Source organism: Nonomuraea sp. 3-1Str (assembly GCF_031570565.1).
Lineage (GTDB): Bacteria > Actinomycetota > Actinomycetes > Streptosporangiales > Streptosporangiaceae > Nonomuraea.
Genome location: NZ_JALHBK010000002.1, coordinates 391,268 through 412,753 on the forward strand (window position 1 = coordinate 391,268; position 21,486 = coordinate 412,753).

The 21,486-nt window shown below is 71.3% G+C and carries 21 protein-coding genes; 11 read left to right on the plus strand and 10 right to left on the minus strand.

Going from position 1 to position 21,486, the window contains the following annotated elements; translation table 11 throughout:
* Positions 1–82 precede the first annotated feature (82 nt).
* The 7 genes from MTP10_RS05605 (at position 83) to MTP10_RS05635 (ending at position 5,693) form a co-directional block, all read left to right on the plus strand.
* Positions 83–607 (plus strand): OsmC family protein, encoded by a 525-nt coding sequence (locus MTP10_RS05605; protein WP_310707911.1) that lies wholly within the window; start codon positions 83–85, stop codon positions 605–607.
* Positions 608–757: 150 nt separating this feature from the next.
* Positions 758–1,171 carry a VOC family protein gene (locus tag MTP10_RS05610; RefSeq protein ID WP_310707912.1) on the plus strand — a complete coding sequence of 138 codons (414 nt, stop codon included), beginning with the start codon at positions 758–760 and terminating at the stop codon, positions 1,169–1,171.
* A gap of 205 nt (positions 1,172–1,376) precedes the next feature.
* Positions 1,377–2,039: a response regulator transcription factor gene (locus tag MTP10_RS05615; RefSeq protein ID WP_310707913.1), complete on the plus strand. Its 663-nt coding sequence runs from the start codon at positions 1,377–1,379 to the stop codon at positions 2,037–2,039.
* A 111-nt stretch (positions 2,040–2,150) separates the two neighbouring features.
* On the plus strand, positions 2,151–2,537 hold the full coding sequence (locus MTP10_RS05620; RefSeq protein WP_310707914.1) for an ATP-binding protein: 387 nt from the start codon (positions 2,151–2,153) through the stop codon (positions 2,535–2,537).
* Between the two features lie 24 nt (positions 2,538–2,561).
* Positions 2,562–4,019: a PAS domain S-box protein gene (locus tag MTP10_RS05625; RefSeq protein ID WP_310707915.1), complete on the plus strand. Its 1,458-nt coding sequence runs from the start codon at positions 2,562–2,564 to the stop codon at positions 4,017–4,019.
* Positions 4,016–4,417, plus strand: a complete 402-nt coding sequence (locus MTP10_RS05630; protein WP_310707916.1) for a response regulator transcription factor — start codon at positions 4,016–4,018, stop codon at positions 4,415–4,417. Before MTP10_RS05625 ends, MTP10_RS05630 begins: the two co-directional genes overlap by 4 nt.
* A gap of 313 nt (positions 4,418–4,730) precedes the next feature.
* Positions 4,731–5,693, plus strand: a complete 963-nt coding sequence (locus tag MTP10_RS05635; protein ID WP_310707917.1) for a TerC family protein — start codon at positions 4,731–4,733, stop codon at positions 5,691–5,693.
* On the opposite strand, the gene MTP10_RS05640 is transcribed toward MTP10_RS05635, so the two are convergent.
* Positions 5,671–6,399 carry a sulfotransferase gene (locus MTP10_RS05640; protein ID WP_310707918.1) on the minus strand — a complete coding sequence of 243 codons (729 nt, stop codon included), beginning with the start codon at positions 6,397–6,399 and terminating at the stop codon, positions 5,671–5,673. The genes MTP10_RS05635 and MTP10_RS05640 overlap by 23 nt on opposite strands.
* 300 nt (positions 6,400–6,699) lie before the next feature.
* On the opposite strand from MTP10_RS05640, the gene MTP10_RS05645 reads away from it, so the two are divergent.
* On the plus strand, positions 6,700–8,121 hold the full coding sequence (locus MTP10_RS05645; protein WP_310707919.1) for a cellulase family glycosylhydrolase: 1,422 nt from the start codon (positions 6,700–6,702) through the stop codon (positions 8,119–8,121).
* 34 nt (positions 8,122–8,155) lie between these two features.
* Here MTP10_RS05645 and MTP10_RS05650 read toward each other — a convergent pair whose 3' ends face one another.
* Positions 8,156–8,941 carry a PIG-L family deacetylase gene (locus MTP10_RS05650; RefSeq protein ID WP_310707920.1) on the minus strand — a complete coding sequence of 262 codons (786 nt, stop codon included), beginning with the start codon at positions 8,939–8,941 and terminating at the stop codon, positions 8,156–8,158.
* Positions 8,942–8,982: 41 nt separating this feature from the next.
* Entirely contained in the window at positions 8,983–9,333 is a 351-nt protein-coding gene (locus MTP10_RS05655; RefSeq protein ID WP_310707921.1) for an STAS domain-containing protein, read from the minus strand.
* A gap of 161 nt (positions 9,334–9,494) precedes the next feature.
* On the opposite strand from MTP10_RS05655, the gene MTP10_RS05660 reads away from it, so the two are divergent.
* Positions 9,495–10,691 (plus strand): acyltransferase, encoded by a 1,197-nt coding sequence (locus MTP10_RS05660; RefSeq protein WP_310707922.1) that lies wholly within the window; start codon positions 9,495–9,497, stop codon positions 10,689–10,691.
* Here MTP10_RS05660 and MTP10_RS05665 read toward each other — a convergent pair.
* From MTP10_RS05665 to MTP10_RS05675, 3 genes are all read right to left on the minus strand, one after another.
* Positions 10,674–12,407: a glycerol-3-phosphate dehydrogenase/oxidase gene (locus tag MTP10_RS05665; RefSeq protein ID WP_397334418.1), complete on the minus strand. Its 1,734-nt coding sequence runs from the start codon at positions 12,405–12,407 to the stop codon at positions 10,674–10,676. The two genes, MTP10_RS05660 and MTP10_RS05665, sit on opposite strands and share 18 nt — an antisense overlap.
* A 75-nt stretch (positions 12,408–12,482) precedes the next feature.
* On the minus strand, positions 12,483–14,000 hold the full coding sequence (gene glpK, locus MTP10_RS05670; protein WP_310707923.1) for a glycerol kinase GlpK: 1,518 nt from the start codon (positions 13,998–14,000) through the stop codon (positions 12,483–12,485).
* A gap of 34 nt (positions 14,001–14,034) precedes the next feature.
* A complete protein-coding gene (locus MTP10_RS05675) occupies positions 14,035–14,862 on the minus strand; it encodes an MIP/aquaporin family protein (RefSeq protein ID WP_310707924.1) in 828 nt (275 codons plus the stop codon).
* Between the two features lie 305 nt (positions 14,863–15,167).
* On the opposite strand from MTP10_RS05675, the gene MTP10_RS05680 reads away from it, so the two are divergent.
* Positions 15,168–15,935, plus strand: a complete 768-nt coding sequence (locus MTP10_RS05680; RefSeq protein ID WP_310707925.1) for an IclR family transcriptional regulator — start codon at positions 15,168–15,170, stop codon at positions 15,933–15,935.
* 31 nt (positions 15,936–15,966) lie between these two features.
* A complete protein-coding gene (gene glpK / locus MTP10_RS05685) occupies positions 15,967–17,475 on the plus strand; it encodes a glycerol kinase GlpK (protein WP_310707926.1) in 1,509 nt (502 codons plus the stop codon).
* A 59-nt stretch (positions 17,476–17,534) separates the two neighbouring features.
* Here the strand turns inward: glpK (MTP10_RS05685) and MTP10_RS05690 are convergent, their stop codons facing one another.
* From MTP10_RS05690 to MTP10_RS05705, 4 genes are read right to left on the minus strand one after another with little or no spacing between them, the layout of a single operon-like run.
* Complete coding sequence (locus MTP10_RS05690; RefSeq protein WP_310707927.1) at positions 17,535–18,569, minus strand: oligopeptide/dipeptide ABC transporter ATP-binding protein; 1,035 nt, start codon at positions 18,567–18,569, stop codon at positions 17,535–17,537.
* The gene (locus tag MTP10_RS05695; protein ID WP_310707928.1) at positions 18,562–19,581 is read right to left on the minus strand and encodes an ABC transporter ATP-binding protein; all 1,020 of its coding nucleotides are present in this window, start codon (positions 19,579–19,581) and stop codon (positions 18,562–18,564) included. The genes MTP10_RS05690 and MTP10_RS05695 overlap by 8 nt, the downstream gene beginning before the upstream one ends.
* Complete coding sequence (locus MTP10_RS05700; protein ID WP_310707929.1) at positions 19,578–20,540, minus strand: ABC transporter permease; 963 nt, start codon at positions 20,538–20,540, stop codon at positions 19,578–19,580. The genes MTP10_RS05695 and MTP10_RS05700 overlap by 4 nt, the downstream gene beginning before the upstream one ends.
* Positions 20,541–20,554: 14 nt before the next feature.
* Complete coding sequence (locus MTP10_RS05705) at positions 20,555–21,481, minus strand: ABC transporter permease (RefSeq protein ID WP_310707930.1); 927 nt, start codon at positions 21,479–21,481, stop codon at positions 20,555–20,557.
* Positions 21,482–21,486: the final 5 nt, after the last annotated feature.

Consider the following 21,486-nt stretch of genomic DNA (forward strand, 5'->3'; position numbering starts at 1 on the left):
GACCACCCCTCCGGAAAGACAACCCGGAAAGACCACCCCTCCGGAAAGACCGCCCGCCCTGGAAAGCAGGACATCTCCCGCAATGACCACTCTTCGCGAATACCTGTCCCACAAGCGCGAGGCGCTGCTGGCCCGGCGCGCCGCGCCGTCGGGCGGCCCCGTGCCGCTGCACGCCCACGTCACCGCCGAGGGCCGCAGCGGCGTGCGCCGCATCAGGATCAGAGACTTCCAGATCATCAGCGACAGCGGCCCCGACCTGGCGGGTTACAGCCTCGGTCCGGGCTCGCCGGAGCTCCAGGCCGGCGTGCTGGGAAGCTGCGTCACCCACATCTTCCTCATCAAGGCGGCGGAGCTGGAGATCCCGCTCGACTCGCTCGAAGTCGACGTCCAGGCCCAGTACGACCCGCGCGCCCAGGCGCCGGACGCCACGGGCATCCCCGTCCACCCGTACGACTTCCGGTACGAGGTGCGCCTGTCCTCGCCCGCGCCGGACGAGGAGCTGGCCCGGCTGCACGCCGAGGTGGAGCGGGTCTGCCCGATCCTCAACCTGATCAGGAACCCGGTGGCGATCAGCGGCTCCCTCACCCGGGTGGAGGCAGCCGCCTGACCGGCCAGGGCCGGACGGCCGGGAGGGCAGCGGCGCCCGTCACCTGGGCACAGGCGACCAACCGATCAGGAATCAAGAAGCGCCGGGCATGGGGCTCTCCGTAGCGTTGTCTCCACGGGGATCACCCCCGAAGAACGAAGGAGACAAGGCATGAAGGCGCACGTCAGTTCCATCCTCCTCGCCGTCCGGGACATGGACCGGGCCAAGCAGTTCTACACGGAGGGGCTCGGCTGGAAGATCAAGAACGACTACGGCATCTCGGTGTTCTTCGAGTCGGACGGAGCCTCGCCCGTCGGCTTCTACGGCCGTGAGGGCCTGGCCGACCAGGTGGGCACGAGCCCGGAAGGCAGCGGCTTCAGCGGGCTGGTGCTCACGTACGTCGTCCGCAGTGAGGCGCGGGTCGACGAGATCATCGCGGAGGCCGAGAAGGCCGGCGCCACGATCCTCAAGCCCGCCGGCGCCCTGCCGTGGGGCGGGTACGGCGGCTCCTTCGCGGACCCGGACGGCTACGTCTGGAGCCTCGGCTACAGCGCCCAGGGAGCGGACCAGCCCTACGCCGAGTAGCCGATCCCTCGGCCTCGAAGGCAGGGGTCATGACATTCCGCCTCGTCAACATGGGTCCTCACACCTTGACCGGGAGGCAGGTCATACCGGGGCACATCCGGATGTCACCACAGTGGCACCCGGCGTGATTGAAAGGCTTCGGACGCGGGAGAATGGTCGTGCCGGCATGGTCGCGCCGCGCATCGTCGTCGTGAGCATTCCCGTGATGTCACCGCCCCCCGCAGGGTCGGCGTCCCCGTCGATCCGCTTGTTGCTGGTCGAGGATCACGACATGGTGGCCGAGGCGATCGGCCTGGCCCTGGGACAGACGGACGGGGTGGAGGTCGTGGGGCGGTCCGCGTCGATCGCGGCGGCGGTGGCCGACACGGCGCGGTTCAAGCCGGACGTGGTGCTGCTGGACCGGCGGCTGCCGGACGGCGACGGGATCTCCGCGATCGGCCGGCTCATGGCCGCCGCTCCGGAGGCGCGGGTGCTGATCCTGACGGGCGAGGCGTCCGCGTCGGCCGCCACCCGGGTGGCCGAGGCCGGCGGGGTGGGCCTCGTGCTGAAGTCGTCGGCGCTGCACGAGCTGGAGGCGGCGGTGCGGCAGGTGGCCGAGGGCGGGGTGGCGTTCGCGCCGGAGTTGCTGGCCGGCGTGCTGGACCGGCTCACCGGCAGGATCCGGCTCGCGGGGGCGGGGCTGACGGCGCGGGAGCGGGAGACGCTGCTCCTGCTGGCCGAGGGGGCGAGCACGGCGCAGATCAGCGAGCGGCTCGGCGTGGCGCACAACACCGCCCGCAACCACATCCAGCGCGTCCTGGAGAAGCTGGGCGCGGGCTCCAAGCTGGAGGCGGTCGCGATCGCCCGTCGCGAGGGCCTCATCGACTGACGCAGATGCACTACTCGGGACGCCGCGACTGCACCAGACCAGATGGAGCCGGTGACTCTCGTGACACCGGCGTACACCGGCGATCCTGAGAGGATGGGTACAGAGGGTTCGGTGTATGCGGTTGAGCACCATCTGACGCAAGAGCTCGACAGCATCACGACGGCCCGCGACCTGACCCGGCGGGCGCTGGCCGAGAGCGGATACACCGGCCTGCACGACGACGCGCTCCTGGTCGTCTCCGAGCTGGTGACCAACGCGCTGGTGCACGGCGCCGGCGCGCCGGTGCTCCACCTGGTCGTCGGCCTCTCCCGGGTGCGCATCGAGGTCCGCGACTCCAGTCCCCGGCTGCCCGAGCCGCGCGAGCCGGGGCCGAGGAGCGGTTGGGGCCTCAACGTCATCGAGCGCCTGTCCATCCGCTGGGGGTCCATTCCCCAAGGGGACGGCAAGGTCGTCTGGTGCGAGCTGGCCGCCGTTCCCGCCCCCGTCTGGGCCAACTGACATCTGGGCGTGCGAAGCTGCACTATGCCCGAGTCAAGCCCCCCCGAGATCACCCAGACCGACTACCGGCTGCTGGTGCAGAACATCGTCGACTACGCGATCTTCATGCTGGATCCGCGAGGCCGGATCGTGAGCTGGAACGCGGGCGCGGAGCGGATCAAGGGGTACCGGGCGGAAGAGATCATCGGGCGTCACTTCTCGGTGTTCTACCCGCCTGAGGACGTGGCGGCGGGCAAGCCGGCTCATGGGCTGGTGGTGGCCGCGGCGGAGGGGCGGCTGGAGGACGAGGGCTGGCGGGTGCGGGCCGACGGCACGCGGTTCTGGGCGAACGTGGTGATCACGGCGCTGTACGACGACACCGGCGAGCTGCGCGGGTTCGGCAAGGTGACCCGCGACATGACCGAGCGGCGCATCGCCGAGCGGGCCCTGCGGGAGAGCGAGGAGCGCTTCAGGCTGATCGTTCAGAACGTCGTCGACTACGCGATCTTCATGCTGGACCCGCAGGGCCGGATCGTGAGCTGGAACGCGGGCGCGGAGCGGATCAAGGGGTACCGGGCGGAAGAGATCATCGGGCGTCACTTCTCGGCCTTCTACCCGCCTGAGGACGTGGCGGCGGGCAAGCCGGCCCGTGAGCTGGTGGTGGCCGCGGCGGAGGGGCGGCTGGAGGACGAGGGCTGGCGGGTGCGGGCCGACGGCACCCGGTTCTGGGCGAACGTGGTGATCACGGCGCTGTACGACGACACCGGCGAGCTGCGCGGGTTCGGCAAGGTGACCCGCGACATGACCGAGCGGCGCACCGCCGAGCGGGCCCTGGACGAGCGCAGCAGGCTGCTGACCCACCTCGTCCACGCGCAGGAGATGGAGCGGCGCCGCATCGCCTGGGACGTGCACGACGACACGATCCAGTCGATGGTGGCCGTCGGGATGCGCCTGCAACTGCTCGCCGACCAGTTGGAGGGTGAGCACGCCGTGGGGGCCCTGCAGCTCAACGAGACCGTGTCGGCGGCCGTCCACCGGCTGCGCGACCTCACCTTCCGCCTCCGGCCGCCCGGCCTCGACCGGGACGGGCTGGTCGAGGGGCTGACCTCGTACCTGGACCAGGTGGTGACCGGCGCCGGGCTGACGTACTCGTTGCGGCACGAGCTCGACCGGGAGCCACCCGCCGAGACAGCGATCACGATATTTCGGATATGTCAGGAGGCGCTGAATAATGTCCGCAAGCACGCACAGGCGAAGGCGGTGACCGTGTCCCTGGCCTCCAGCGGCCACGGCGTGCTGACGCGGGTGGCCGACGACGGCGTCGGCGTCAGTGACCCCGCCGGCCTCCTCGCCGTGCCCGACCACTTCGGCCTCATCGAGATGCGCGAGCGCGCCGAGATGGCGGGCGGCTGGTGGAGCATCCGCGGCCGGCCGGACGACGGCACGACGGTCGAGTTCTGGGTGCCCGCACTGGCCTCGGGCGGTGAGGACGGTCGCGTATGACCGGGCGGGACGGTCGTACGCCGGCGGGCGCGCGGCTGACCGTGCTCATCGGCGACGACGAGCCCATGATCCGTGACGTGCTCAGTGAGGTGCTCCAGGCCGAGCCCGACCTCAGTGTCGTCGCGCTCGCCCAGGACGCCGAGGAGGCCATCGCCCTGGCCGAGCGCCACACGCCCCGCGTCGCCATCCTCGACGTGCGGATGCCCGGCGGCGGCGCCCACGCGGCCCGGGTGATCCGCGACCGCTGCCCGGGCACGCGCGTCATGGCGTTCTCCGCCTACGGCGACTCCGGCGCCGTCGAGGAGATGCGCCGGGCAGGCGTCACCGAGTACCTCCTCAAGGGCCTGCCCAACATCGACATCGTGGCGGCCGTGCGCCGCGTCGCGGCGGACCGCTGAAGCCCCGCCACGGGGGCGGATCGCCCGCGCGCCGCGACCTGTCGTGTCCGGCCTGTCGTGCCGGGGCGGCCGGTCCGGGCCGCCGCCCGGCGACACGCGCCGCTGTCACGGGCAGCCTCGGAGGGTCCGTGGGGGATTTGGACATGAGATATCCCTGTCGTACCTTGGTGAGCGGAGGGGAGTACCCGAAACCGTCAGGGTCGTCAATACGGCGAGCCCCGAGGCCCGCCCGGTCCTGACGCCGTCTCGCGCGCGAGAGCCGTGGGAGGGCGGGGAGACCTCCGGCCGACGACATCGGACCGGAGGTATCTCGTTGGACGTCCCCTTCTGGGCCTGGCCTGCCGTGCTGGGCGTGATCGCCGTCATGCTGGCGATCGACCTGTTCTCCCATCGGCGTGCGCACGCGGTCGGCGTGCGCGAGGCCGCGTTCTGGTCGACGATCTGGATCGCGCTCGGCCTGGCCTTCGGCGCCGTGATCTGGTGGCTGTGGGGAGCCGAGCTCGCCGGGCAGTACTACGCCGGCTACCTCATCGAGAAGTCGCTGGCGGTCGACAACGTCTTCGTCTTCGCGATCATCTTCAGCTACTTCGCGGTCCCGGCGCGCTACCAGCACCGCGTGCTGTTCTTCGGGGTGCTGGGCGCGCTGGTGTTCCGCGGCGTGTTCATCGCCGCCGGGTCCGTGCTCATCGCCAGCTTCTCGTGGGTCCTGTACGTGTTCGGCGCCTTCCTGGTGCTGACCGGGATCCGGATGGCCCGTCACCGGGACGAGAGCATCGATCCGGGCAGCAGCAGGACGCTGCGCCTGTTCCGCAGGCTGATCCCCGTCACCGACGACTACCACGGTCAGCGGTTCCTGGTGCGCCGGAGCGGCCGCTGGGTGGCCACGCCGCTGCTGGCGGTGCTCGTGCTGGTCGAGGTCAGCGACATCGTCTTCGCGGTGGACTCGATCCCGGCCGTCTTCGCGGTCACCTCGGAGCCGTTCCTCGTCTTCACCTCCAACGCCTTCGCCATCCTCGGCCTGCGGGCGATGTACTTCATGCTCGCCGGCCTGATGCACCGGTTCGCCTACCTCAAGCTGGGCCTGGCGCTGGTGCTGGTCTGGGTGGGCGTGAAGATGCTGCTCCTGGAGGTGTACAAGATTCCGACGGCTCTCTCGCTGGGGGTGGTCGCCGCGATCCTCGTCACCGCGGTCACGGCGAGCTTGCTGCGCTCCCGCGGTCAGGACAAGGGTCAGGAGGAGCGGGAGGAGGCGGTCAGCGAGGCTGTGGAAAGGTGATCGGCTCGCCGCTCATCATGCGCTCGAACGTCTGCCGCATCGAGTCGGCGTCGTTGAGGTGCGGGAACGGCTCCGCGGGCGCCTCGACGCCGAGGAAGCCGCACAGCGGCTCCCACCCCTCGCGCACGTCGAACACGAGCAGGCGCTTCGCGGGCACGTCCGCCTTGACGGCGGCCACGTGCCGCTCGAACGCCTCGACGGCGTACTCCTCGTCGGGTACGCCCTGCCCGAAGCTCCAGCCGGGGCCGAAGTACGACCGCCCGATGGCCTCCAGGACCGGCCCCATCCGGCCCATGCCGGTGAGCATCGCGCGTACGGGCTCAGGAAGCTCCTCGAACGGCTGGCCGTTCATGGTCGCCGCGGCGGCCCCGGGACCGGACAGGAGCATGTTGATGCTCGGATACCAGGAGCGCGGGTCGCGGACGGTCAGCACCACCTTCGCGTCGGGATAGACCTCGGCCAGCTCGCGCCAGTAGTGGCTGGCCGGCCAGTCCTGCGCCGACCGGTACCCTCCCGCGAACACCCGGTCCCACCCTTCCCGGTCGCGGACCTCGCCGGCCGTGACCGAGTGCCACCGGTCCACGTGGTCGGGATGGGTCATGACCTCGAACATGTGATAGCACGGGCCGAAGCCGAGGCGCTCCAGCGCCGCCTTCATCGAGGTCGTCCCGGTACGCGGCAGACCCGCGCCGATGACTTCGAGCATGTCCCTCTCCCTCACCGTGGTCGTCGGCATGACGACCTCACGCTAGGTCGGCGCCCGCCAGAATTCAACGCCCGTAGATTTTCGGCCGACCTGAAACTTTCAACCACCGGGCACCCCGCGCCGACCCCGCCGAACAGGACAAACACCCGCGATCTCCCCGGCCGCCGCATGGCCGGGACGGGCACGTTCCTACAGCTCAGAGCACCCACGTTGATACCTTGCCCCCGATCGCGCGCCCCCCGCCGGCACGCCTCCCGCGATCCCCCCACCGGCTCATTCGGAACCCGAAAGGCCACCACCGTGAAGTTGCTCCCGCGCCCGCTCCGCGGACGTGCCGCCCTCGCGATCGGCGCCGTCGCCGCGCTCACCCTCGGAGGAGTGGCGGTCACCCCCGCCGTCACCGCCGCCGCCACCACCGGCTGCGCCGTCACCTACACGGCCAGCACCTGGCAGGGCGGCTTCAGCGCCAACATCTCCATCAAGAACCTCGGCGACCCCGTCAACGGCTGGACCCTCGGCTTCACCTTCCCGGACTCCGGCCAGAAGGTCGTCCAGGGCTGGTCGGCCACGTACGGACAGAACGGCGCCGCCGTGACCGCGCGCAGCCTGAGCTACAACGGCTCGCTCGCCACCAACGCCTCGACCACCATCGGCTTCAACGGGAGCTGGACGGGCGCCAACCCGGCGCCCACCTCGTTCACGCTCAACGGCGTCACCTGCACCGGCTCCACGACCCCCGGCCCGACCCCCACCGTGACCCCGACCGTCCCGCCGCCCACGGACGGCACCCCCGTCGGCATCAACGGGCAACTGCGCGTCTGCGGCGTCAACCTCTGCAACCAGTACAACAAGCCCATCCAGTTACGCGGGATGAGCACGCACGGCCTGCAGTGGTTCGCCAAGTGCTACAACACCGCCTCCCTCGACGCGCTGGCCAACGACTGGAAGGCCGACCTGCTCCGGATCTCCATGTACGTCCAGGAGGACGGCTACGAGACCAACCCGCCGGCCTTCACCGCCCAGGTCAACAACCTCGTCGACATGGCCGAGGCGCGCGGGATGTACGCCCTGATCGACTTCCACACGCTGACGCCCGGCGACCCCATGTACAACCTCGACCGCGCCAAGACGTTCTTCGCCGCCGTCTCCACCCGCAACGCCGCCAAGAAGAACGTCATCTACGAGATCGCCAACGAGCCCAACGGCGTGAGCTGGTCGACCATCAAGAGCTACGCCGAGCAGGTCATCCCCGTCATCCGCGCCAACGACCCGGACGCCGTCGTCGTGGTCGGCACCCGCGGCTGGTCGTCGCTGGGCGTGTCGGAGGGCGGCAACGAGAGCGAGGTCGTCAACAACCCGGTCAACGCCGCCAACGTCATGTACACCTTCCACTTCTACGCCGCCTCCCACGGGGACTCCTACCGGGCGGCGGTCAGCCGGGCAGCCACCCGCATCCCGCTGTTCGTCACGGAGTTCGGCACGGTCACCTACACCGGCGGTGGCACGGTGGACCTCGCCAGCACCACGACCTGGCTGAACCTGCTGGACCAGTACAAGATCAGCTACGCCGACTGGACGTACTCCGACGCCGACGAGAGCAGCGCCGCCTTCAAGCCGGGCACCTGCTCCGGCAACACGTACGCGGGCACGGCCGTCCTGACGCAGTCGGGCACGTACATGCGTGACCGCATCCGCACCCCGGACGCCTTCCCGACCGGCTGACCCCGCGGCCGCGAACGGGCCCGCGGAGACTCGGCTACGCGCCGAGAGCCGTCTCCGGCGGGCCCGTGTGGCCGACGCGGCGATACCACTCGTTGGCCAGCATCTGGGCGCGTGCCTGCTCGGGCAGGCCGGTCAGCAGGGTCATCGACGCGCCGCGTCCCACCTCCGACGCGTGCGCGTGCATGGCCTCCCACTTGCGCTCGGCCCATCGGCCGACGTCGAGCCGCGTGGTGACCTGGTCGTCCGGGACGCCCGGGAGCGTCTGGCCCGGCTCCGGGTCCGTCCCGAACACCGACCGCCAGTGCGACACCACGACGGAGCGCGGAACGGTGGACAGGTAGAGGGCCCGGGGCCGCCACGGCTCGCCCGTGCCGGGGTGGAGCTGGTCGTACCCGGCCGCCTCCACCGCGGCCATGGTGACCCGGTGCGCGTGGACATGGTCGGGATGCCCGTAGGAGCCGTACGCGTCGTAGGTGAGCACCACGTCCGGCCTGAACCGCCTGATGTGCCCGACGACCCGTCCCACCGCCTCGTCGAACGGCACGTCCAGGAACCGCGGGGCGCCGGGAGCCGACTCGGGCTTGTTCGCGTCGGCGTAGCCCAGCAGCCTCGGCTCGCCCGCGCCGAGGACGCCGAGCGAGCGCTCCAGCTCCCCGGCCCGCACGGTCCCCTCGGCCCAGGTGCACGTGACGACGGCCGTCCTGGCGCCCTCGTCGGCGTACCTGGCCAGCGTGCCGCCGGTCCAGATGGCCTCGTCGTCGGGATGGGCATGGACGCACAGCACTCCGAAGCCCGCCACGGCACCCTCCTTGATGATCACGGGCGGCCATCGTAGCGCCGGGACTCAGCGGAGGCGGGCGATCAGGGGAGCGTGGACCACTGACAGGCGCGTTCGAGCGTGCCGTAGGGCGGGAACTGGTCGACGAGCTGGGTGATGACCAGCAGCCGGGCCATGATGCCGTGCACGCCGATCAGGCGTAGCCCGCCGCCGCGGGCCTCGGCCTGGCGCTGGCAGTTGATGAGCTGCCAGAGCCCGCTGGAGTCGCAGAAGCTCAGCCCGGCCATGTCCACCACGATCCTGGGCCGCTCGGCGGACAGCGGCTCGCCGAGGGCATCGGCCAGCAGGTGCTGCGTGCTCATGTCGAGCTCGCCCGTCAGGTGGACCACCGCGACATCGCCGTGCCGCTCCGTCCCGATCGCAAGGCGTGTCATGTCGCCGCCTCTCCGTCGCTGCGTCGATGCCGTCGCCGTCGCGACGGGCACCAGCGGGGATCCTGTCCAGCGTATCCGCACGTCCGAGCCGCGCTCCAGGTCGTGGCCCAACTGAGACGGTCGCCGCCCTGGAACTTCAGCATTTCGGTACGTTTGGCGACATGTCACTCGCCCCAGCCACCCCCTCCGAGGCGATCCGGCCGGTGACCCGCAGGCTCGCCTGGCTGGACGCGCTGCGTGGCGTCGGCGCGCTGGCCGTGGTGGGTGAGCACCTGCTCACCTGGTCCATGCCGTGGCTGCGGCCCACGCAGTTCAACCTCGGCGTCTACGGCGTGCTGGTCTTCTTCATGGTGAGCGGGTACATCATCCCGGTCTCGCTGGAGCGCGGCGGCGACGTGCGGGCCTTCTGGATCGGCCGCTTCTTCCGGCTCTACCCGCTCTACCTCGCCGTCCTGGGGCTGATGCTGGCCCTGTCATGGTGGATTCCGGTCCGCCAGGAGGTGCCGCGCGAGCCGCACGCGGCCGCCGCCCACGCCACGATGCTGCTGGACGTGGTCGGTGTCGGCGGCGTCGTCAACACCATGTGGACGCTGTCGTACGAGATGGTCTTCTACCTGGTGGTCGCCGCTCTGTTCGCCACCGGGGCGCACGCGGGCCGTGGCCTGATCGCGGTGGCGCTGGGCGCGGCGGCGCTGGTGGCCGGCGTCACCATGTCCTCGGCGCCGCTGTCGGGAGCGTGGCCGGCGTGGATCTCGCTCGGCGTGTTCGCCGCCGGCATGGCGTGCGTGCTCACGGGGCGGCTGTCCACGCTCGCCTCCTGCGTCCTGGGGGTGATGGGGCTGGCGCTGCCGCTGCTGAGCAGCCGGGTGCCGTGGTTCGGGCTGGCGATGCTGGCGGTGATGTTCGCCGGCACCGCGATCCACCGGTGGGAGCGCGGCTCGGGCTCCCTGTGGCCGGTCGCGCTCACCCTGGCCGCCGTGGCCGCCGTCCCGATCTGGGCGATCAGCGCCGGCTGGTGGTGGGTGCGACCGGACGTGTGGATCACCACGATCGCCCTGGCCGCCGCCACCTTCGCCGGCGGCATGGCGTTACGCGCCCGCCGCCTGCCCGGCCCCCTGACCTGGCTCGGGGGCATCAGCTACTCGCTCTACCTGACGCATCTCCCGATCCTCCTCGTGATGATGGAGATCCTGGGGGAGCGGCGCTGGTCCCCCCTGCCGCACCAACTGGCCACCGTGGCGGCCGCCCTGCTCCTGATCCTGCCGGCCAGCCGCCTCACCCATCGCCTCATCGAGCAGCCCATGCAGCGTCTCGGCCGGCGCCTGGCACGCGGGGGCTCGTCAGAGCCGGCCCGCTGAGGATTCGAGCGGGCCGGCCCCGTCGAAGATCTCCTCGCGGGCGGCGACCGCGGACAGGTCGTCGGGCTGCAGCTCCGCCGACATCTCGGCGTGCACCGTCGTCCGGTAGCGGTCCGTCTCCCGCCTGATGTCCTCCTCGTCCCAGCCGAGCACGGGCGCGATGAGCTCCGCCACCTCGGACGCGACGCCGATGCCCCGGTCACGCTCCTCGATGGAGATGCGGGTACGGCGCACCAGCACGTCCTCCAGGTGCAACGCGCCCTCGTGGGTGACCGCGTACACCGCCTCCGCCCGGAGGTAGTCCGCCGCCCCGGTCAGGGGCTCGCCGAGCGAGGCGTCCGCCTCGATCAGCTCGATGAGGTCCTCGACGGCCGAGCCGTAGCGCCCGAGCAGGTGCTCGACGCGGGCGACGTCGATGCCGGCGCGCGCGGCGAGCCGGGTGCGGCCGTTCCGCAGCGCCTCGTACCCCTCCGCCCCCAGGAGCGGCAGCCGGTCCGTCACCGACGGCGGCACGGCCGCGTCCAGCTCCCGTACGGCCACGTCCACGGCGTCCTTGGCCATGACCCGGTAGGTGGTGTACTTCCCGCCGGCGATGACGACGAGGCCGGGCGCGGGCCGGGCGACCGTGTGCTCCCTGGACAGCTTGGCGGTGTCGGAGGCGTCCCCGGCCAGCAGCGGCCGCAGGCCCGTGTACACGCCGTCGATGTCCTCGTGCGTGAGCGGCGTGCCCAGCACCTGGTTGACGTGGTCGAGCAGGTAGTCGATGTCGGCCCGGCTGGCCACGGGACGGCCCTTGTCGAGGTTCCAGTCGGTGTCGGTGGTGCCGATGATCCAGTGCCGTCCCCACGGGATGGTGAACAGCACGCTCTTCTCCGTACGGAGGATCAGGCCGGTGTGGAGGGTGATCCGGTCGCGCGGAACGGTGATGTGGACGCCCTTGGACGCCCGGACGCGCAGGCCGCCCTCGTTGCCCGCCAGCTGGGCGGTCTCGTCGGTCCAGACGCCGGTGGCGTTGATCACCTGGCGGGCGCGCACGACGATCTCGCGGTCGCTCTCCAGGTCGCGCACCCGGGCGCCGGTGACCCGAGCCCCGTCGCGCTCCAGCGCCGTCATGCGCGTCCGGGTCGCGACGGCCGCCCCGTACCCGGCGGCGGTGCGCGCCAGCGTCATCGCGAACCGCGCGTCGTCGACCTGCGCGTCGTAGTACTGCACCGCGCCGATGAGCGCCTCCGGGTGCAGGGAGGGCGCGGCGGCCAGCGCGCGGCGCCGGCTCATGTGGCGGTGGCGGGGCAGGACGTGCCCGCCGTCGAGCATGTCGTAGAGGGCGATCCCCGCGCCGACGTAGAACCGCTCCCACAGCCGGTGCCGCAGCGGGAACAGGAACGGCACCGGGCGCACCAGGTGGGGCGCGAGCCTGGTCAGCAACAGGCCGCGTTCCTTGAGGGCCTCCCTGACCAGCTTGAAGTCGAGCTGCTCCAGGTAGCGCAGACCGCCGTGGACGAGCTTGCTCGACCGGCTCGACGTGCCCGCCGCCCAGTCCTGGGCCTCCACGAGCGCGACGGAAAGGCCACGGGACACCGCGTCGAGCGCCGCGCCGGCGCCCACGACGCCGCCGCCCACGACCAGGACGTCGAACTCGTCGTCGCCCATCCGTCGCAGCGTCTCCGCGCGGTACGCCGGTCCCAGCGGTACAGATGTCACAGTAAAGCTCCTCATCTCAGAGAATCGTGCGGGCCCGGGGCCGCGGCCCCGCATGGGCGTGCGGGACCACGGTCCGGGCGGTCGTGCGGCTCAGCCGACGTCGACCCAGTCGAGGGTGCGGGTGACGGCCTTCTTCCAGGTGGCGTAGCCCGCGTCGCGCTGCTCCTGCGACCAGGTGGGCTCCCAGCGGCGGTCTTCCTGCCAGTTCTGCTTGAGCTCCTCGGTGGACTTCCAGAAGCCCACGGCGAGCCCGGCGGCGTAGGCGGCGCCGAGCGCGGTCGTCTCCGCCACCACGGGCTTGGAGACGGGGACGCCGAGGACGTCGGCCTGGATCTGCATGCACAGGTCGTTGGCGGTGACGCCGCCGTCCACCCGCAGCACGTCGAGGGTGACGCCGGAGTCCTGGCGCATCGCCTCGACCACGTCCCGGCTCTGGTAGCAGATGGACTCCAGGGTGGCCCGGGCGATGTGCGCGTTGTTGTTGTAGCGCGACAGGCCGACGATCGCGCCGCGGGCGTCGGAGCGCCAGTACGGGGCGAACAGGCCGGAGAAGGCGGGCACGAAGTACACCCCGCCGTTGTCCTCGACCTGCCGGGCCAGGGACTCGCTCTGCTCGGCGCCCGAGATGATGCCGAGCTGGTCGCGCAGCCACTGGACGGCCGAGCCGGTCACCGCGATGGAGCCCTCCAGCGCGTACACCGGAGCCTCCTGGCCGAACTGGTAGCACACCGTGGTGAGCAGCCCGTGCTTGGAGTGGACCGGGGTGGTGCCGGTGTTGAGCAGCAGGAAGTTGCCGGTGCCGTAGGTGTTCTTGGCCTCGCCGACCCCGAAGCAGACCTGCCCCACGGTGGCGGCCTGCTGGTCGCCGAGGACGCCGCCGAGCGTGATCTCAGCGCGCAGCGGGCCGTCGGCGCGGGTGTGCCCGAACCCCTCGGCGTGGGAGGAGGGCACGATCTTCGGCAGCATCTGCCGCGGGATGCCGAAGAACGACAGCAGCTCGTCGTCCCAGTCGAGGGTCTCGAGGTTCATGAGCATGGTGCGGCTGGCGTTGGTCACGTCGGTGACGTGCCGCCCGCCGTCGGTGCCGCCGGTCAGGTTCCACAGCAGCCACGTGTCGGTGGTGCCGAAGATCGCCTCGCCGGCCTCGGCCGCCTCGCGCACCCCTTCGACGTTCTCCAGGATCCACTGGATCTTGCCGCCGGCGAAGTACGTCGCGGGCGGCAGACCGGCCTTGGCGCGGATGACGTCGCCCCTGCCGTCGCGGTCCAGCGCCGAGGCGATCCTGTCCGTGCGGGTGTCCTGCCAGACGATGGCGTTGTAGTACGGCCGGCCGGTGGCGCGGTTCCACACCACGGAGGTCTCGCGCTGGTTGGTGATGCCGAGCGCGGCCAGGTCGGAGGCCACGAGATTCGCCTTGGTGAGCGTGGTCTCGATCACCGCCCGGGTGCGCTCCCAGATCTCCGTGGGGTTGTGCTCGACCCAGCCGGCGCGCGGCAGGATCTGCTCGTGTTCGAGCTGGTGGCGGGCGATCTCGTTGCCGCCGTGATCGAAGATCATGAAGCGGGTGCTCGTCGTTCCCTGGTCGACGGCTCCGACGAAGTCCGGCATGGAATCGTGCCTCCTCAACGGGATGGGGTGGTGGTCAGGCGTTCTCGAACGAGTCCTTCTCCGGAACCCGGCCGGGCTCGGGGCCCTCCGCGATCGGCAGGAACCGTCCCACCAGGAGCTGGTAGAGGCCGGCGCCGAGCAGACCGCCGATGATGGGGCCCACGATGGGCACCCAGAAATAGAGCTGCCCGTACTGGTCTCGCCAAGCCGTGTGATACCCGGTGATGAACGACGCCAGACGTGGCCCCAGGTCGCGGGCCGGGTTGATGGCGTACCCGGCGTTGGTGCCCCAGGCCATGCCGATGGCGACGACGATCAGGCCGATGATGAACGGCGCGAGGTTGGCGAGCGGCGGGGTGCTGTGGACGTCGGTGACGGCCAGGATCAGGAACAGCAGGATCGCGGTGCCGATCACCTGGTCGCGGAAGGCGCCCCAGGTCCCGACCGGAAGCACGCCGTTGCCGGGCAGGGTGGAGAAGACGCCCTGCGTCTTGACGGTGTGGCCGGGATCGACCTTGGCCAGCACCTCGGCGTAGTTGAAGCGGACGATGAGTGCTGCCACGAACGCCCCCGCGATCTGTGCCAGCGCGAACGGCGCCACCTTCCGCCATTCGAAGCCCTTGAACACGGCCATGGCGATGGTGACGGCCGGGTTGAGGTGCGCGCCGCTGATCCGCGCCGCGACGTAGACGCCCAGGGTCACGCCGAGCCCCCAGGCCCACGCGATGCTGTCGTGGTCCCCGAAGCCGCCCGCGACGACCTGGGCCACCACACCGACGCCGAACAGGATGAGGATCAGGGTGCCCGCGAACTCGGCGGCCAGCTCGCCGAGCATGCTACGGGCCTTCAACCGTTCCGCCATGTCTCCTCCTCGAAGTGCCCGGCCACATCGCCGTCCTCGGGCAGGAACGGATGCCGCCGAAGGCATGAAGTCCGGTGAGGCGACCACCACCTCACGGATGACTTGGAAGCTAAGTGAGGAAAACCACAGCGTCAACGACATGGTGCCGACAATGTCGAACACTAGTCAGCTATGACATGCGGGATTATGGTCTGATGCTATGGGGCAGCGCACATCGCGCCCTGTATGAGGTGATATGTGTAATTTTTTTCTTGACCCGTGCCGACATTGTCGAACGTCGGCCGCAGAGGGCTAGGCTCGATGCCGTGCCTGGTCCAGTGCAGTCCATCCAGCGAGGAGCCGCCATCCTCCGCCTCCTCGCGCGCAGCTCGGGAAGACTCGGCGTGGGAGAGATCGCCACCTCGCTCGGTCTGCCCCGCGGCACCGCCCACGGCCTGCTCCGCACCCTGCAACTGGTCGGCTTCGTGGAGCAGGACGGGGCGACGGGCAAGTACCAGCTCGGCGCGGCCCTGCTCCACCTCGGCACGAGCTACCTGGACGTCAACGAGCTCCGCTCACGCGCGATCAACTGGGCGGACGCGCTCGCGGCGCGGAGCTGCGAATCCGTCAAGATCGGCACCGTCCTCGACGGCCAGGTCCTCGTGGTGCACCACGTCTTCCGTCCCGACGACACCCTGCAGACCCTCGACGTCGGCTCGCTGATGCCGATGCACGCCACCGCCCTGGGAAAGGTGCTGCTGGCCTTCGACTCCGGCGCGAGCGCCGCCCTCGGCAACGGACCGCTGGAGGCGTACACCCGCCGGACCATCGTCGCCCCCCGGGATCTGGCCCGGAGCCTGGCGGGCATCCGCGAGGTCGGGTGGGCCTCGCAGGTGGAGGAGATGGCCGTCGGCGAGGCCGCCATCGCCGCTCCCATCCGCGGTCACGGCGGACTCGTCGTCGGAGCCATCGGGATCTCGGGCGCCGTCGAACGGATATGCGACGCCAAAGGCCAGCCCAACACCGTCCTGGTGACGTTCGTGCGCGACGCCGCACGCGCGGTCTCCCGGGACCTCGGTGCCTCGCGCTGGTGACACCTAACTCATACATACCGAGGTGAACGCCATGGCCGCGCGCTACGTAATGTCCATCGACCAAGGTACGACGTCGACCCGGTGCATCATCTTCGACCAGCAGGGACGCCTGGTGTCGGTGACCCAGCGCGAGCATCGCCAGCACTTCCCGCACCCCGGGTGGGTGGAGCACGACGCCGTCGAGATCTGGCGCAACCTGGAGCGCATCGCCCCCGCGGCGCTCCGGCAGGCGGGGGTCGGCCTGGACCAGCTCGCGGCCGTCGGCATCGCGAACCAGCGGGAGACCACCCTCCTGTGGGACCGGAGCACCGGCCTGCCCCTCCATCGGGCGATCGTGTGGCAGGACACCCGGACGAACGCGCTGGTCGACGACCTGGCCGCCCGTCCCGACTCCTCGATGGTGCAGAAACGCTGCGGCCTGCCGCTGGCCACCTACTTCTCCGCCCCGCGCGTGCGCTGGCTGCTCGACGAGACCCCCGGGCTGAGGGAGCGCGCCGAGCGGGGCGAGGTGCTGTTCGGCACCATGGAGACCTGGCTCATCTGGAACCTCACCGGCGGCCCCGACGGCGGCCTGCACCTCACCGACGTCACCAACGCCAGCCGCACCCTGCTGATGGACCTGACCACGCTGGAGTGGGACGACGACCTGCTCGACTTCTTCGGCGTCCCGCGCGCCATGCTGCCGCAGATCCGGCCCTCGACCGAGACGTACGGGGTGGCCAGCCGCATCCTGCCCGGCGTCCGCATCGGCGCCGCGCTGGGCGACCAGCAGGCGGCGCTGTTCGGCCAGACCTGCTTCGCGCCGGGCGAGGCGAAGTGCACCTACGGCACCGGCGGCTTCCTGCTGCTCAACACCGGCGACGAGCCGGTCCGCTCCACCCACGGGCTGCTCACGACCGTCGGCTACCAGGTCGGCGCCGAGCCGGCGGTGTACGCCCTGGAGGCGCCGATCGCCGTCACGGGCGCGCTGGTGCAGTGGTTCCGCGACGGCCTCGGCCTGATCAACAGCGCTCCGGAGATCGAGACGCTGGCCAAGACGGTGGACGACAACGGCGGGTGCTACATCGTGCCGGCGTTCGCCGGGCTGTTCGCCCCGCACTGGCGGAGCGAGGCCCGCGGCGTCATCGTCGGCCTCACGTCCTACATCACCAAGGGGCACCTCGCGCGGGCGGTCCTGGAGGCCACCGCCTGGCAGACCCGCGAGGTCGTCGACGCCATGAACGCGGACTCCGGGCTCGACCTGCGCGGTCTCAAGGTCGATGGCGGCATGACCGCCGACAACCTCCTCATGCAGTACATCGCCGACGTCCTGGACGTCCCGGTCGTCCGCCCCATGGTGGCCGAGACCGTCTCACTCGGGGCCGCGTACGCCGCCGGGCTGGCCGTCGGCTACTGGCCCGACCTGGAGGGCCTGCGCCGCAACTGGCACCGCGCCGCCCAGTGGCTGCCGGCCATGGACCCGAAGCGCCGCGACGAGGAGTACGACAACTGGCGCCGGGCCGTGGAGCGGACGTTCGGCTGGATGCGCCCGCACCACTGACGCCCGGTCACCCGGCCTGCTCACCCGGCCTGCTCACCCGGCCTGCTCACCCGGCCTGCTCACCTGGCGGGCGCCTCCTGGAGCGGGAAGTGGCAGGCGGCCGCGTGCAGCGGCTCGCCCAGGGACGGCTCCAGCGGCGGCACGTCCTGGGCGCAGACGTCCTCCGCCTTCCAGCAGCGGGTCCGGAACCGGCACCCCGACGGCGGGTCGAGCGGGGAGGGCACCTCGCCCTTGAGCAGGATCCGCTCCCGCCGCGCCCCCTGGCTGACGTCGAGCACCGGCGCCGCGGACATCAGCGCGGCGGTGTAGGGATGGCGGGGCCGGTCGAAGACCTGCTCCGTCGGGCCGGTCTCGACGATCTTGCCGAGGTACATGACCGTGACGCGGTCCGCGACGTGGCGGACCACGGACAGGTCGTGGGAGATGAAGACGTACGACACCCCGAGCCGGGCCTGGAGGTCGGTGAGGAGGTTGAGCACCTGCGCCTGGACCGACAGGTCCAGCGCCGACACCGGCTCGTCGCACACGATGACGTCCGGTTCGAGCGCCAGCGCGCGAGCGATCCCGAGCCGCTGGCGCTGGCCTCCGGAGAACTCCTGCGGATAACGGCGCGCGTCGCCGGCCCGCAGCCCCACCATGTCGAGCAGCTCGGCCACCCGCTTGCCGCGCTCCTTGACCGGCACCAGGTCACGGTGCGTGCGCCACGGCTCACCGACGATGTCCTCGGCGCACAGCCGGGCGTTCAGCGACGCGAACGGATCCTGGAAGACCATCTGCACCCGGCGCCGCCACTTCAGCAGCTCCTTGCCGCGCAGCGCGAACGGGTCCACGCCCTCGAACCGGACGGTGCCCTGGTCAGGGCGTTCCAGCATGAGCAGCACCCGGGCGAGGGTCGACTTGCCGCAGCCGGACTCCCCGACCAGGCCCAGCGTCTCGCCGTGCCCGAGCCGCAGGTCCACCCCGTCGAGCGCGCGCAGCCGGTTGCGGCCGGAGGCGCCGCGGGCCACGTGGAAGGACTTGCTGACCCCTGTCACCTCCAGCAGGGGAACGGCCGTCTCCTTCGCCGCGAGGGTGGGCGTGGCGGGCTCAGTCATCGGTCAGCTCCCTCCAGTGGTGGCACGCCGACAGACGGCCGGGGCCGGTCTCGACGAGGACAGGGCGCTGCTCCGCGCACACGTCGCCGGCCATCGGGCAGCGCGCGCGGAAGGCGCATCCCGAGGGCACGGAGTGCAGGTCGGGCGGGCTGCCCGGGATGGACTTCAGGGTGGTGCCGCGCGCCACCTCGGCCGGCACCGAGTCCAGCAGGCCGCGGGTGTAGGGGTGGCGGGGGCTGGAGAAGACGTCCGCCACCCGGCCGGTCTCGACGACGGCGCCCGCGTACATGACGGCCACGTGGTCGGCCTGCTCGGCCACCACCGCGAGGTCATGGGTGATCAGGATCAGCGCCGTCTGCTGCTCGGTGCGCAGCTCACGCAGCAGCTCCATGATCTGGGCCTGCACGGTGACGTCGAGGGCGGTGGTGGGCTCGTCGGCCAGCAGTACCTTGGGGTGGAGGGCCACCGCCAGCGCGATGAGCAGCCGCTGGCGCATGCCGCCGGAGAACTGGTGCGGATAGGCGCTCACGCGGGCGCCCGGCTCGGGGATGCCGACCCGTTCCATCAGCTCGACGGCCCGCTGCCGCGCCGCGCGGCGCGACAGGCCCTGGTGGATCCGGAACGGCTCGGCGAGCTGGGCGCCGACCGTCTGCACGGGGTTCAGCGCGGTCAGCGCGTCCTGGAACACGATGGACAGGCCGGGACCGGCCAGCTTGCGGCGCTGTGCCGGCGACAGGGTGAGGATGTCGGTCCCGTCCAGGCGCACGGCGCCGCCGGCGACGTGCGCCACCGGGTCGAGGAGGCCGACGATGGCCTGCGCCGTCATGCTCTTGCCGCAGCCCGACTCGCCCAGGAGCGCCAGCGTCTCGCCGGAGCGGACGGAGAAGCTGACCTCGCGCACGGCGCGGACCGTCCCGGCGGGGGTCCTGATGTCGACGGCCAGCTCGTCGACCTCCAGCACCGGCCGTCCCGGCTTCGCGGCGGCGATCGCCGTGCCGTTCGACTCGCTCACGCCCGCACCTCCTTGATCTTGCGCCGGGAGCGGGGCAGGGTGAGCCGCCACCGCTGTCCGGGGTCCATGGCCAGCCGCGCCCACGAGGCGAGGACGGTCGCCGAGACGGTGGTCACCACGATGGCGAGACCGGGGAAGACGGCGATCCACCAGGCGCTCTGGAGGACCTGCCGGCCCTGGGCGACCATCAGGCCCCAGCTCATGTCCGGCGGCTGGATGCCGATGCCGAGGAAGCTCAGCGACGATTCGGTCAGCATCACGAAACAGAAGTCCAGGGTCGCGACGGTGAACAGGGTCGGCAGCACGGTCGGCGCCACGTGCCGGCCGATGATGGCCCAGCTGCCGGTGCCGAAGGTCCGCGCCGCGTCGACGAACAGCCTGCTCTGCAGCTCGGCCGACTCCGCCCGCGCGGCCCGCAGGTAGATCGGGATCCGGGCGACGGCCAGGACCAGGACGATGTTCATGGCACTGGGCGAGAAGACGTACAGCACGACCACGGCCAGCAGCAGCGAGGGGAAGCTGAGGATGACGTCGGCGATCCGCATGGAGACGTTCTCGCGCCGGCCGCGGTGGTAACCGGCCCACATGCCCCAGACCGACCCGATGACCAGCGAGATCAGGACGGCCGGGACCGAGACGGAGAGCGTCGTGCGGCTGGCCACGATGAGCCGGGCCAGCACGCTGCGCCCGAGCGAGTCGCTGCCGAGCAGGAACGCGAAGCCGTCGTCGAGGCTGAAGGGCGGCCGGTTGACCGCCCGCAGGTTCTGCCGGGTGGCAAGGTCGCCGAGCAGGATCGGCCCGATGAGGGCGCAGGCGGCCACGACCAGCAGGATCACCACCGCCACGCAGGCGAACCGGTCCCGCAGCAGCAGCCGCCACCAGGTGACCCGCCGGACGGCGGCGGGCCCCGCGGCGGGGGTCTCGCCGGGCCGCTCCGGCCCGGCCTGAGTCGTGGACATGAGGTCTCCGTTGGTCATGTCGTCACGCCCTGGCGGACACGGGAGTCCAGGGTCGCGTAGCAGGCGTCGATGACGATGTTGAGCGCGAAGATCGTGAGCGCGGTCACCAGGACCGCGGCCTGCAGCACCGCGAAGTCACGCTGCAGGATCGAGGTGATCATCAGCTTGCCGATGCCCGGCCAGCCGAAGATCGTCTCGACGACCACGGCCCCGTTGACCAGCCCGACCGTGAGGTCTCCGGCCACGGTCAGCGCCGGAGGCGCGGCGTTGCGCAGCGCGTGGCCGAACACCACCCGGATCTCGCCCGCGCCCTTGCTCCGCGCCACCTTGATGTACGGCGCGGACAGCGCGGTGACCATCGCCCCGCGCACCACCTGCACGAGCACGCCGAACGGCCGGATCAGCAGGGTGAGCACAGGCAGCACCCACGCCGGCGCGCCCTCCGTGCCCGAGGTGGGCAGCCAGCCGAGGGCCACGGCGAAGACCAGGACGCCCATGATGGCGAACCAGAAGTCCGGCATGCTCGCCGCGGTGGTCGAGGTGAAGCTGGCGACCCGGTCCGCGACGGAGTTGGGACGGTAGGCCGCCCAGCTCCCGACGACGACGGCGCCCAGGATCGCCAGGATCATGGTCGCCCCCGCGAGCTGGAGCGTCGCCGGGAACGCCCGCAGCACGGCCTCGGCCGCCGGCTGCGCGGTCCGCAGCGACTCGCCGAAGTCCAGCCGTACGACCTGGCCCAGGTACTCGCCGAACTGGACGAGCAGCGGCTGGTCGAACCCGTGCCGGGCGGAGAACTCGGCCCGCATCTCCGGCGTGGCGCTGAGCGGCAGGTAGAGGTTCGCCGGGTCGCCGGTGAGACGCGCCAGGCAGAACACCCCGAGGACCACGATGACCAGCGGGATCGCGCTGGAGACGATGCGACGCCGCAGGAAGGTCAGCACACGCG

Bases quoted from the DNA above. Each gene is read 5' to 3' on its own strand.
- MTP10_RS05675 (WP_310707924.1), bottom strand. From the start codon at position 14,862: ATGGCGGAACGGTTGAAGGCCCGTAGCATGCTCGGCGAGCTGGCCGCC.
- MTP10_RS05700 (WP_310707929.1), bottom strand. From the start codon at position 20,540: ATGTCCACGACTCAGGCCGGGCCGGAGCGGCCCGGCGAGACCCCCGCC.
- MTP10_RS05690 (WP_310707927.1), bottom strand. From the start codon at position 18,569: ATGACTGAGCCCGCCACGCCCACCCTCGCGGCGAAGGAGACGGCCGTT.
- MTP10_RS05615 (WP_310707913.1), top strand. From the start codon at position 1,377: ATGTCACCGCCCCCCGCAGGGTCGGCGTCCCCGTCGATCCGCTTGTTG.
- MTP10_RS05655 (WP_310707921.1), bottom strand. From the start codon at position 9,333: ATGACACGCCTTGCGATCGGGACGGAGCGGCACGGCGATGTCGCGGTG.
- MTP10_RS05665 (WP_397334418.1), bottom strand. From the start codon at position 12,407: ATGAGGAGCTTTACTGTGACATCTGTACCGCTGGGACCGGCGTACCGC.
- MTP10_RS05610 (WP_310707912.1), top strand. From the start codon at position 758: ATGAAGGCGCACGTCAGTTCCATCCTCCTCGCCGTCCGGGACATGGAC.
- glpK (WP_310707923.1), bottom strand. From the start codon at position 14,000: ATGCCGGACTTCGTCGGAGCCGTCGACCAGGGAACGACGAGCACCCGC.
- glpK (WP_310707926.1), top strand. From the start codon at position 15,967: ATGGCCGCGCGCTACGTAATGTCCATCGACCAAGGTACGACGTCGACC.
- MTP10_RS05630 (WP_310707916.1), top strand. From the start codon at position 4,016: ATGACCGGGCGGGACGGTCGTACGCCGGCGGGCGCGCGGCTGACCGTG.
- MTP10_RS05605 (WP_310707911.1), top strand. From the start codon at position 83: ATGACCACTCTTCGCGAATACCTGTCCCACAAGCGCGAGGCGCTGCTG.
- MTP10_RS05625 (WP_310707915.1), top strand. From the start codon at position 2,562: ATGCCCGAGTCAAGCCCCCCCGAGATCACCCAGACCGACTACCGGCTG.
- MTP10_RS05660 (WP_310707922.1), top strand. From the start codon at position 9,495: ATGTCACTCGCCCCAGCCACCCCCTCCGAGGCGATCCGGCCGGTGACC.
- MTP10_RS05640 (WP_310707918.1), bottom strand. From the start codon at position 6,399: ATGCTCGAAGTCATCGGCGCGGGTCTGCCGCGTACCGGGACGACCTCG.